The sequence below is a fragment of the Aliivibrio sp. SR45-2 genome (genome assembly GCF_963890165.1).
Classification (GTDB): Bacteria; Pseudomonadota; Gammaproteobacteria; order Enterobacterales; family Vibrionaceae; genus Aliivibrio; species Aliivibrio salmonicida.
In genome coordinates, this window is sequence record NZ_CAWPRC010000044.1 from 25,116 (window position 1) to 37,739 (window position 12,624).

At 39.9% G+C, this 12,624-nt stretch carries 10 protein-coding genes; 7 read left to right on the top strand and 3 right to left on the bottom strand.

Features of this window, described 5'->3' with window-relative positions; all coding sequences use genetic code 11:
• The first annotated feature begins 124 nt into the window (after positions 1 to 124).
• The 6 genes from AACV33_RS02150 (at position 125) to AACV33_RS02175 (ending at position 5,969) form a co-directional block, all read left to right on the top strand.
• Entirely contained in the window at positions 125 to 1,972 is a 1,848-nt protein-coding gene (locus tag AACV33_RS02150; protein ID WP_026025455.1) for an SUMF1/EgtB/PvdO family nonheme iron enzyme, read from the top strand.
• Positions 1,973 to 2,262: 290 nt separating this feature from the next.
• A complete protein-coding gene (locus tag AACV33_RS02155; RefSeq protein ID WP_023602980.1) occupies positions 2,263 to 2,736 on the top strand; it encodes a hypothetical protein in 474 nt (157 codons plus the stop codon).
• 286 nt (positions 2,737 to 3,022) lie between these two features.
• Positions 3,023 to 3,292, top strand: coding sequence for a PTS sugar transporter subunit IIB (locus AACV33_RS02160; RefSeq protein ID WP_012552104.1), 270 nt, complete (start codon positions 3,023 to 3,025; stop codon positions 3,290 to 3,292).
• A gap of 11 nt (positions 3,293 to 3,303) precedes the next feature.
• Complete coding sequence (locus AACV33_RS02165) at positions 3,304 to 4,560, top strand: PTS ascorbate transporter subunit IIC (RefSeq protein ID WP_017021911.1); 1,257 nt, start codon at positions 3,304 to 3,306, stop codon at positions 4,558 to 4,560.
• A complete protein-coding gene (locus AACV33_RS02170) occupies positions 4,557 to 5,006 on the top strand; it encodes a PTS sugar transporter subunit IIA (protein ID WP_012552106.1) in 450 nt (149 codons plus the stop codon). Before AACV33_RS02165 ends, AACV33_RS02170 begins: the two co-directional genes overlap by 4 nt.
• Positions 5,007 to 5,177: 171 nt before the next feature.
• Positions 5,178 to 5,969: an ABC transporter permease gene (locus AACV33_RS02175; RefSeq protein ID WP_017021913.1), complete on the top strand. Its 792-nt coding sequence runs from the start codon at positions 5,178 to 5,180 to the stop codon at positions 5,967 to 5,969.
• 23 nt (positions 5,970 to 5,992) lie between these two features.
• Here AACV33_RS02175 and AACV33_RS02180 read toward each other — a convergent pair whose 3' ends face one another.
• Both AACV33_RS02180 and AACV33_RS02185 read right to left on the bottom strand, forming a co-directional pair.
• Positions 5,993 to 6,979, bottom strand: a complete 987-nt coding sequence (locus AACV33_RS02180) for a DUF2955 domain-containing protein (protein ID WP_182699790.1) — start codon at positions 6,977 to 6,979, stop codon at positions 5,993 to 5,995.
• 15 nt (positions 6,980 to 6,994) lie between these two features.
• A complete protein-coding gene (locus tag AACV33_RS02185; protein ID WP_017021915.1) occupies positions 6,995 to 8,041 on the bottom strand; it encodes an HlyD family secretion protein in 1,047 nt (348 codons plus the stop codon).
• A gap of 233 nt (positions 8,042 to 8,274) precedes the next feature.
• Between AACV33_RS02185 and AACV33_RS02190 the strand changes: the two genes are divergently transcribed.
• On the top strand, positions 8,275 to 9,327 hold the full coding sequence (locus AACV33_RS02190; protein ID WP_182699791.1) for an aldo/keto reductase: 1,053 nt from the start codon (positions 8,275 to 8,277) through the stop codon (positions 9,325 to 9,327).
• A 79-nt stretch (positions 9,328 to 9,406) separates the two neighbouring features.
• On the opposite strand, the gene AACV33_RS02195 is transcribed toward AACV33_RS02190, so the two are convergent.
• Positions 9,407 to 12,505 carry a DUF748 domain-containing protein gene (locus AACV33_RS02195; RefSeq protein WP_182699792.1) on the bottom strand — a complete coding sequence of 1,033 codons (3,099 nt, stop codon included), beginning with the start codon at positions 12,503 to 12,505 and terminating at the stop codon, positions 9,407 to 9,409.
• Positions 12,506 to 12,624 lie beyond the last annotated feature (119 nt).

The following is a 12,624-nucleotide window of genomic DNA, read 5'->3' on the forward strand; positions in this document are numbered from 1 at the left end:
GTCGATTAGCCTCCTTAGAGCATTATTTATGCTTAAGCACCAATCAAGGTGTCGATACGGGTTAATTATTATGTACACAAATTACTCAAGATTATTTATGTCAAACAACCAAAGCAGAAGAATTATGAATCGTAAAGGATTACCCGCTCTAGCATTACTGTTATCGCCGGCCCTATTTACACCAATAGCGCTTGCAAACACAGAATCTCAACCAACAACAGCATCGGCTGACTCTGTTGCTTCGATTGACAACAAACTTACAAACAAACGTAGTGAAGTAAAACAACTGGAAGCAACGGTTATTGAAGACCAAAGTCGCTTACGTGATTTACGTAACCAAGATTCAGCTTTAGATAATAAAGCTGAGCAGTTGGATTCAAAACGTAAACTGGCTCAACGTAATCTTGATGAACAATACAATCGCATGATTAACGATCCAGACTTGGATATCACGCCGTTTCAAAAGCAATACCAAGATTCGTGGAAAGAAGTAAAAGAAAACCAAGTTGCTAAGCTAGCAAGCCAACAAGACATTCAAGAGCAAACTCGTGTACTTAAAGCAAACAGTACAAAGAAACAACGTGCGCTTGATGAACTTGAAATCTTAGGTGAATCTCGCCAAGAAGCTCGTGTACTTCGTCTTCAAGAAGAGCTATCAACTCAAGATACACTTGATGTTGTTCATACCATCACATGTAAAACAACCATGACTTTAGCGGCTTGTGCAAGCCAAGGTAAAACCTTAAGCATGCAAAAAGCCGTCAATAGCTTTCAACAACAATTGATCAGTGGCTTCACTGAATCTGATGTTGTTAAACAGCATGTTGATAGTGTATCGATGAATATCCATGTATTAGACAGTGCCATCATTGATAGCGGTTTTAACGGTAATAACCGTTACACAACAAAGCTTCAAGCGTCTTTACGTGCTCGTCCAAACACAACAGCTGCTTGTCAAATGCTAGGTCTTGAAAACCGTTACTGTATTGAACAAGGCACTTCTCAAGCATCAAAAGACAAAATCAAAAAAGAAAAAAAATGGGTCGGCATTACGATTCGTTCAAACCGTCATGAAGATAACGTAACAGTAAATGGCGTTAATTACGGCAGCACCCCTGTTGATGTAATGCTTCCTGCTGGTCAACATCAAGTGACCGTTGAGAAATCAGGGTTTGAACCATACAGTCGTCAAATGTCATTAGTAAAAGACATGACATTATGGGCGGATTTGAAAGATCAAAAAAACCGACCTAAGCCAGGAAAGAAATTTGCAGACCGTCTAACCAACAATCAATTAGCACCACAAATGGTGGTTATTGGTTCTGGTGAATACCACGTAGGCAAAGAAGCGAATCACACGGTTTCTATGTCAAAAGCTTATTCTATTGGCGCAACTCCTGTAACTGTAAAACAATTTAACGCCTTTGTTGCAAGCAGTGGTTACCTTACTGAAGCTGAAAAAGGCGCAGGGTGTAATGCGATTAATGGTGGCGAAACAAAACGTCACCAAAACCAAAACTGGCGCAAGCCGGGCTTTGAGCAATCAGATAACGCACCTGCCGTCTGTATTTCTAAAACAGACGCAGAAACTTACGCGAATTGGCTAACAAAACAAACAGGCTTTACGTACGCGCTTCCTACTGATGCACAGTGGGAAATTGCAGCTCGTGCTGGCAGTAAGTCTGCTTACTGGTGGGGAACTGACATCGGATCAGGTAACGCAAATACTGGTTGGGGTGGCTCTTCTTGGGCAAACAAATCAACGTCTCCAGTAGCAAGCTTTGCCGCTAACCCATACGGTATTTACGATACCGCTGGTAATGTGTGGGAATGGACAAGTTCTGACTCTGGTATTGTTCGCGGTGGCGCATGGAGCTTTGCACCAAATAAAGCAAAAGTGTATGAATCACTAGAGCTAAATCCATCAACAAGCGCTAACTACACGGGTTTCCGCGTGGTTCGTTCTTTGTAAAAAATACGCTCACATTTAAAACAAAAGCCGCTGATACCAGCGGCTTTTTTCATTCTAATAAACAGAGGTAGACTCCATTTCTCCACTATAATAAAGATTGTTATCCTTGTAGATTATCAATAAAAAGTGGATTTATTTACTTATAATCAGTTAGCATTATCTTAATAAGTAACTTTTTTCAAAATAAAAAAAGGTTATTGCTCTCCATCATGCAGTAAAAAAACACAATAAAATCGCCTTATTTAACGATGTGTTTATGGATTTTTTAGAGAGGATTCTTAGTGAAAAAAATGGACGCTCCGCTTGATATGGGTAATGGAGCAAAATTTAAAACAAACAAACACGGCTATGTCACGGTGGTTGATTATTACAACTGCCATACTGTTATTATTGCCTTTGATAACACAGGCAATGTGAGATCCATCAGTGCGGCAAAGCTACGAAGTGGTCTTGTCACTGATCGCTCCGTTCCTCCAGAATCAATGATGGTCGGAGAACAATTCGAATCAGCCAAACACGGATTACTGACAATTACACACGTAGAGTCGGATAATATCGTCGTTTTAACGACCGCCGATGGTGAAGAGCTTCGCATGCTGTTACCTGCGGTGCAAAAAATGAAAGATAAATTAGAGCAACTTAACGCAGCAAGAAATACAAAAAAATCACCGGCATCATTAAGTGATCTCACAAAAAGAAATAAAAAGACAAAAGAGATCAATAATATGTTTAACAAAATACTCAAAGACTACGCAAAATATTAGTTCTGCAGCCTGCTTATATTAATGGTGTTGATAGGATTCATCACCATTAATTAAATTCACTTACGTTATCCTTTCTTTCCCTCCTATCATTAATAAAAGTTATTTCATCAAAATTATTAACGTTATTCATATCAATAAGCTCAAGAATAATAGACCTGCGTCACAATCTCATTTTGGGTTTGTGATTGAGATCTTATTTATAACGCTTTTATTCCATTATGATTCTCACACAAACTTCAAGCGATGCAATTTTGCATTTTGATTTATCCAACTGAGAATTAATATTATGAAAAAGATTTTAGTGGTATGTGGCAACGGTTTAGGTACTTCATTAATGATGGAAATGGCAGTAAAAGAAGTCGCAAAAAAAATCGGTTTTGAAGCCGAGATTGATCATGAAGACTTATCATCAGCAGCGTCAAGCAACGCAGATATCTGGGTTGCAGCAACTGACATCGCCGTTCAATTAGAAGACGCTGGAAAACAAAATATTATTCGCTTGAAAAATATTTTTGATAAAGCATCAATCGAAGAACAATTAAAAGCATTCATGTAAGGTCTATTATTATGACAAACTTTTTTGAATTCATGCTCGGCTTGTTAAAAGAGCCAGCAATCATGGTAGGTCTTATTGCGTTTATTGGCCTAGTTGCACAAAAATCAGATCTTTCTACTATTTTAAAAGGCACCATTAAAACCGTAATGGGATTCTTAATCCTCGGCTTTGGTGCTGGCGCTCTTATTGGTGCATTGAATAACTTCTCGACGGTATTCACTGAAGCGTTTGGCGTAAGTGGTGTTATTCCAAATAACGAAGCGATTGTGGCATTAGCACAAGAAGCCTTTGGTTATGAAATGGCATTAATAATGTTCTTCGCTTTTATCGTTAATATTGTATTGGCTCGTATCACTCCTTTGAAATATATATTTCTGACGGGTCACCACACAATGTTCATGTCGATGCTTGTTGCAGTAATTTTATCAACAGCAGGGATCCAAGGAACGTTGTTAGTCGCGATTGGTTCATTAATTGTTGGCTCATTGATGGTTATCATGCCGGCGTTAGGCCAAAAGTACACAGAGAAAGTCATGGGCACTGACCAACTTGCTATTGGTCACTTTTCTACTTTGTCTTACATTGTGTCAGCTTACATTGGCAGCAAATTTGGTGACACATCAAAATCGACAGAAGACATTAACGTACCAAAAAGTCTAATGTTTTTACGCGATACCCCTGTAGCTGTCGCAACAACTATGTTTGTGTTCTTCTTATTCGCATCAATTATTGCGGGTGGTGAATTTGTTGAAACCGTTTCTGATGGCCAAAACTGGGTTGTATTTACCTTTATGCAGTCACTTACCTTTGCTGGTGGTGTGTACATTGTTCTGCAGGGTGTAAAAATGCTAATCGCTGAAATCGTTCCTGCTTTTAAAGGTATTTCAGATACATTAGTTCCTGGTGCTAAACCTGCACTGGATTGCCCAATGGTATTCCCTGTTGCTCCAAATGCCGTATTAATTGGTTTCTTATCTTCATTCTCTGCAGGTCTATTAATGATGGGTGTGCAAGGTATGATGGGTTGGACCATTATTGTTGCCGGCGTTGTCCCTCACTTCTTCGTGGGTGGTGCATCGGGTGTTTATGGCAATGCGACGGGGGGGTTACGTGGCGCTATATTAGGTGCATTTACTCAAGGTATCTGTATCTCTATCTTACCAATGTTGTTATTGCCAGTGCTTGGTGGTTTAGGATTAGAAGCAACAACGTTCTCTGATTTTGACTTTGGTGTTGTTGGGCTACTTCTTGGATGGGCTGTATCATGAGTTTATTTGATTTAATTGGTAACGACGGCATCGTTATTACCTCAGCTGAAAACCTAACGGTTGATGCGGCACTTGATTTAACCTGCTCTGCTTTATTAGCAAAAGGGAAAATCAAACAAAGTTATTTAGAGGCAATTAAACAAAAACATAAAGAAATTGGTGCGTATTATGTTCTTGCTCCTAAAATTGCCATGCCACATGCTCGTCCTGAAGACGGCGTAAATGAAGCGGCACTGCAAGTCACTGTGTTTAAAAATGGCGTGAATTTAGAATCTGAAGATAACGGGGATGTGTTCATTTCTATCACGTTAGCGGCAATGGATTCAGACAGTCATATTCATACGATTATGGCGTTATCTGAACTGTTCCAAAATGACGACGATATTGAAAAAATCATTAATTCTGATTCAATCGAAGAAATTGCTGAGATCATGAAGCAATACTAATGCTCTAGCTACGTTAAACGCCGTTGATCGATTTATCGCTCAGCGGCTTTTTTATTCCCCCTTCTATTTCATTTCTTTTGCACTAAAGGCCACAAAACCAATTATTATGTTTAGAAACTTACGCATTCTTGAGATAATAATTAAACCCTCAATTTTACGAGTACAACACCAATGCAATCAGCCTTAGACATTAGTTGGTCACTCATGGGTTTATTCAGCCTGACTCTCCTTATTCCATTCTCTATCAATCGTTTCTATCAGTTAAATCTCGCTAAAGATATCACCGTCAGTGTGCTTCGAATGGTGGCTCAACTTGTATTCATTGGTTTATATTTAGAATTTGTGTTTCAACTGGATAATCCCCTATTAAATGTGGTTTGGATCATCGCGATGATCAGCATTGGCTCTAGCTCTATTGTGTCTAAAGCCAAGCTCCCAAAACGTCACATTTTTTTCCCTGTACTTATAGGTCTTCTTATCGGTTTATCACCTTTGCTGCTGCTATTGAGCGGGGTAATTATTCAGCCTACCCCATTTTACAGTGCTCAATATCTGATCCCTCTTGCAGGCATGCTATTGGGCAACAGTTTGAGTGGCAATATCGTGGCACTGCAAAACCTCTTCACTTCGTTTAAAGAACGAGAAAGTGAATATCACGCCGCGATTGCGCTAGGGGCATCCCCTCAATATGCGTCAATTCCGTTTGTTCGTGCTGCGATGCAAAAAGCGTTTGCACCAATAATGGCGTCAATGGCAACCACCGGGTTGGTTACATTACCCGGAATGATGACGGGGCAGATTTTAGGTGGCGTTAATCCAATGGTCGCCATTAAATATCAATTACTGATTTTAATGGCCATTTTTGTCATGCTGACTATTTCTGTCACCATCACTCTGCAACTCACTATTAAAAATAGCATTACAAAAGAAGGGAAAGTGTTGGTATCACTACCGACTGATTAATCGTTTTCTCTTATTATTGGGTTCTACGCGCATTTGCGTTGAACCCTCTCTGTTAGTTGGTATAACGCAAACAAAATAAACAACGTAACGGTAAGCTCCCAACCACGCAAAAATGTTCTTTCTAATCCATCGTTTATGCTCGTGATATAGAGTTGGATAGGCAGCATCGTCGCGAGTAATGCGTCGCCATGAATGTCACGTTTGATGCCCACTTCATTGACCATTGCTTTGGCAATCACATAGATAACCATCGCTAAAACAAGACCATAAAAACCAATAACGGATTGATGTTCAACTAAGACTATCGTGAATATTGCCGCTAAAGCACAGCCTCCTACTTGCGTTATAAACCGCAGTTTTACCGTCGCTAAAAATTTCTCACGCGTAAATTGAGAAGCCGCGGCAATAACCGGCACTAAACAAAACGTTGCCGAGATAAGATCAACGATCATTAAAAAACCAACCCCACTGCCAATGAGCGCCGTTGATACAAATCGATGTTGGTAAGTGACCTCATGCGGTTCAAAAACAGGTGGTTTGCCACTGCTAACGATAGGAAATAAAGACACCATTGTCTTTGCGACAATTATCGTGATCGCCATAGAAATAAAGATTTCATGAATTCGTGTCGGCATTGAGGCATCAGTGTGCATTGAAAAGATAACCACCAATATCCAGTTGAAAGTAGGCATTAACATCGCCCCTAACTTGGGTGGCGTGTTTGCTTTTTTTCTCATGTAATCAAAGAACAATAAACTGATCGTCCAAATGATAAATGGGTGACTCGAAAAAACCTCGCAAACCACCAATGCTAACGAGGCTGCACACAGAACCGGAGCAAACATCTTTACCAGTCCTTTAAATGAATAATCCTTCCCTTTTGTCATGACGATAACTGGGTATAACGCCAAATAAACAGGCGAATTTAACCCCATCAACTTACCGGCCAACATACAAATCGTAACGGTTAACGTGATTCGCAGTGTTTCATTGAGTTTGCTGTCATTCATTACACAACCCGCCTATTAGTAAACGTATCGGAACAATGAAACAAAATGCATCCACGCTATCCCTACCGCATCAATGATAGGATTTCCATTAGCAACCATTACTGTTGCTCTTGACCCACTGATCAGATCGTTATTCATGTTATCGACTGCAATTCGAGTTCTTATTTTTTGTTGGTTTCGGATCCAACGATCGTCATTTTCTACGCTTGCTAACTGATTTGTTGGGTTGTATATATCAAAAATCGCACTGTCTTTACTTATGATTTTTCCGTCGAAAACATGACCGGGTAATGCATCAAAAACGACATAAGTTGCGTTACCCGTTTTTAAATGACTGACACCTTTTTCATTAAAATCCGCACTTACCCACTCCGCCTTATCATTCACAACAAATAATGATGGTGTACCCATATTAATGTAGCTGCCTTTTTGCAACTGCAAGTTTGTCACTACGCCATCAATAGTTGATCTAATCTCAGTATTACTTAGATCTAAACGTGCAGAAGACACATTATCACGAGCAATTTTCATCGCAGCATTATCGCCATGATTAAGCTCCACGTTAATCTGCTCAATATTACTCTTTGCTATCTCAATATTATTAATCGCTAAATCAAGCGCGACTTTGGCATCATCAATGGCTTTCTTATTGGTTAACCCTTTTTTATCTAGCGTAAGATAACGGTGGTAATCTTTTTTCGCATCAATCAATTCTAACTGTCTTTGCACAAGCGTCAGCTTAGATGACACTAATAATTGCTCTTTTGAATGATTCGATTCAAGGGCTTGTTGTAATTGAGATTCTGCTTTTTCAACGGCTAGTTGATATTTTGTTTTATCAATCGAAAATAAGAGTGAGCCTGCGCGAATATGATCTCCATTTGTAATGTATACCGCCGCAATTTTTCCTGATACTTCCGGTGCAATATTCGCAATCGGTTTATGAACCGTGGCTTGTGTCGTAAAAGGGGACACATTATCCGATAAGATTAAGAATGCAGAAAAGCCTACCGTTATCGCTAGCACTGAATTAATCGCGTATTTGTACACATTGCCTTTCATTGTTTTTTGTCTCTTTTGTCATCTTATTTTATGCGCTGATATTATCAATTATGGTGCTAGGAACAATAACAAGAACTGCAATTAACACTTCCATTTATGGAATTATTATTAAGTAAAGCTCATTAAATAACCATAATTATGAGATTTATTTTCTGTCACGCCCAAAAACAAAAACACAAAAAACGATCTAAGTACGATAAGATAATAATAAAATAGATTAAGGAACCCGCTCAATGGAATATACAACACTCGGTAGCAGCAATGTGTCTGTTTCTCGCATCTGCCTTGGTAGCATGACTTGGGGACAACAAAATTCTCAAGAAGACGCGAATCAACAGATCGAATACGCGCTTAGCCAAGGAATCAACTTCATCGACACCGCTGAAATGTATGCGGTTCCGCCTTCTCCAGATACGTACGGAAAAACAGAAACCATCATTGGTCATTGGTTTGCTGCCAATCCAGAGCGCCGTAAAGACATTGTACTTGCAACCAAAATAGCCGGGCCGGGTTTACCTTGGGTTCGTAATGCAGCTCCAATTACGGGTGAAGCTATTATTGCCGCTGTCGATGCGTCACTTGTGCGTTTACAAACCGATTATATTGATCTATACCAACTTCATTGGCCTAACCGTACATCACCACATTTTGGTAAGCAATTTCCGAATCAATTCAAATTCAGTGATTTTGATGCGAAGAAAGAAGAAGCGGGCATGCTTGAGATCCTCCAAGCTTTAGATGTATGCGTAAAAGCAGGTAAGATCCGTCACATCGGATTGTCTGACGACACGCCTTGGGGCATTAACACTTACCTTAAACTGAGTGCTAAATACGATTTACCACGCATGGTGTCTATCCAAAACGAATTCAGCTTATTGCACGCAAAAGATTGGCCGTATTTGATTGAGAATTGTCTTCACGAAAACGTCGCTTATCTGCCTTGGTCCCCATTAGCGGGTGGCATGTTAAGTGGCAAATATCTGGATGGTAAAATGCCAGAAGGAAGCCGTTGGACCTATTCACAACGTAACGGAATATTCCGTGATACTCCCGCAGCAAACGAAGCAGTTAAGGCATACATGGAGGTAGCAAAAAAACACGGTTACACACCTTGTCAGCTTGCATTAGCATGGTGTGACCAAATTGATGGCGTGACTTCTACCATTATTGGTGCCACATCGCTAGAGCAATTGAAAGAAGACATTGACGCTTTTTCTAAACCATTAAATGAGGATGTATTAACCGACGTTAATGCCATCTTTAGAAAGTATCCAATGCCATTCTAGTTACGAACAACAAAAATGGCGCATCATTTTCATGATGCGCCATTTTTACGAGAACGTATTTAAACAATTAAGTAAGCAGTTACTTCGCTTCTAACGTTAATAATACACTGCTTGTGTCTTGTTCAATATCAAATCGACTGTCCAATAAGAACACACGAGACGCATCAATGTTAACGACGTCAACTAAGTATGCTTTCACCGCTTGTGCGCGTTGTTGAGCCAGTTGACCTAATTCGCCTTTCGCTACTTCTTGCTTATTAAGCGCCAAATTATACAACGCTATATGCCAGCGTTTCGCTAACTCTTCATCTGTTAACTCAACGCCTTTATTTTCCTGATCTTGTTCAATTTTATCTTCCACATCATCGGCATCTTTCCCTGATTCTTTTTCATACAGGGTCTTTAATGCATCGGATAAAACGCCGGATGTTGGCATTGTACTTGCGCTTAAATTCGCTGGTAATTTATCTTCTGTGATTTGAGCTGTCTCTGCCAGTTTTTCATTAAATTGTGCAAGAGCGAGCGCTTTACTGTCTTCAGGGGCATTCACTGCACCATCAACCGTCAATTTTAATTTAGGGCGAGTTTCTAATGCCGTACCGAGTGTTTGCAGCTTTTCCTGCTCTTCAGGCGTTAATGTATTCACACCAAAATCGAACGCAATCACATTCAATTCTTCATCCGATCCGGCTAAACCCGCAATAAACGTAAATGGCGCCGTTACTGCTTTTGTTATGATATTTGAAATCGTGCTCCAGATAACCGCACCTAAGCTAAACTCAGGATCATTCACATCACCAGATACCTCAACTCCCAAATCAATCACACCATCATTATCTTGCAATAAAGCGATCGCTAGCTCTAATGGCAATGATGTTGCCGTATCACTGTCACTGGCTTGACCTAATTGAAGTTGATCAATAATGACGTGATTAGAACCTTTTAATTGATTGTTTTCTAAGTGGTAATTAAGCGCTAACGTTAACTGACCTTTATCAATGTAATGCCCCGCATACGTGCCAGAATATGGATTAACCGTGGTTAACTCCACACTTTTAAAGACCACATCCAAATTCAAATACGGTTCTTTTAGTAATGGGTTAATTTCCCCTTTCACTTTTACAGGAGCGTATTTTTCAATGTTCCCGCTGATATCAACCGTTGCTTTGGTTCCCGGAACACTCGATACATGACCAATGTTGCCTTTAAGCTGTTCGATACCAGAGGAAAAATTAGGCGTTAATGAATTATCCGCAAAGAACGCCGAACCATTATTAAACGCAATCTTTCTTACGCTAAGTGCAAATGGTTTGTCTTTCTTTCCTTTTGACGATGATTTTGTTTTCGCTTTTTTAGATGTCGACGGTGTACGTATTAAATCACCGATGTTCGTACTTCGATCTTCATTAATCACAACACGGGCATAAGGTTGGCTTAAACTTAACGTATCGATAGCCAATTTTGATTTTTGTAAGTCAAACGTAAACGTATTAACCGCCAATGAACGCCACTTCAAAAAAGGTTTGCGACGGTGATTATCTCGGATAGACAATCGTTTTATTTGAATGCCTCCTTTTACGATCGCTTTGCCTGTCGCATCTGCATTCAGTTTAGCTTGAGTGTTTAGCTCACCGTTGGTTAACGTGGCATTGACTGCCGTTGCCAAATAAGGCTGAAATTGAGCTAAGTTTAATGCACTAACATCAATATCTGCCAACACAGATTGCAGTTTAGGATCTGCGGTTCCAGAGACATTAATCTCCCCCTTTCCATTCACAGAAGTAGATAAATCAAACCCTATCGGCTTAGATAAATCACTCACAATTTGGCTTGTGGTCAGGTTGATAGGTGACAACTGCCATTTCGTTGGCTTTCCTGTTACCACACTTTCTTCTGCGTTTAATTGATAATTTTTAATCTCAATACCATTGAGCGTCACCAACCAAGGCGTTGGTTTCTCTTTCGACTCCGCCGTTACACCGTCGTCGTCACTATTGACTACAGCACTCTCTTTAGGCGATTTAACCTCTGTTTTTTCTGGCGATTTAGTAGATTCTTGAGAGAATGATTTTGGTGTAAATAAGTGAACTAAATCGACGCCTTTCTTATTTATGTTTACGGCAACATTAAGATCGTTTGAAGTAATAGAGGCAACATCAATCGTCTGTTGGTTTACATCCGTTTTAATGTCATTGACTGAAAAGACTGGCAATGACAGAATCGATTTATCATCAGCATCAAAATTAAGATCATTAAGTGAGAACATCCCGCGGTCTGTCGTGATGGCCATTACATCGTCATTCTCGGTTTCACCGATGGTTTGAACTGCATGATAATTTGACGCCAAACTCACCTTACCCGACGTCAATTTTGCCACCATGTCTTTAGCGATAAATCCCCATAAGCGTGGCAATTGAATCTGTTTAATATCAAGATTCCCCACCACTTCTAATGGTGTTAATTGAACTTGGCCTTGCACATCAACGGTTCCTGAATCAGCGTCCGTCATATGAAGTTGATAATGGTTTGTAGGCACAGCATCCGTTAGCAAGCCTTGCGTTGAAAAAGCCCCTACTTCCAGATTAATGCTTGGGTATTCTAACTTCGCACCAGAAACACCATCCAAAAATTGGACATTAGCCTGAGTAATACGAGTGTGTTTTATTAGAACAGGAAACAACAGCGCATGACGATCAATAACCTCATCGGTTGGCTCTTCAACGATAGGATCTGATGCCGTTTTTTTCGCTATAGTGGTTAGAATATCGCTGAAGTTAAACACAAGCTCATCAGGGTTATTGAGTCGTTCAATATCCACAAATGGTTTATTAATGGTGATGTGCTCAACAAAGATGGCCGCATTGAAAACAGATTGCCAAAAATTAAGACGAACGCTGGCGTGTTCTAGACTAATAAAAGGCGTTGTATCTTCAAGAATCGCAAAGCCTTGAACATCCAGTTGTAGAGTAAAAGGGTTAAACGTAATGTCAGTGAGCGTAACTGGACGCTCTATTAATGCGGAAAGTTGTTCTGGGATTTGTTGCTTTGCAATATAAGGAACAAGCAAACCTAACATCGCGGCATAGAATAAATACGCAGTAAGAAAATAAGTGCTCCAACGGACAGCACCATGCAAAGAGCGAAATTTATCAACCGCTAATTTAAATTTGTTCGACATTATGACTAACTACTCCCACGTCTATTATCGAAAATAATCTGAATACGGATTATTTCTTACATAAGCGATCACTAACTAAATTCTGTAATTCTTGCTTTTGCCAAAAGTGACAAGAAACA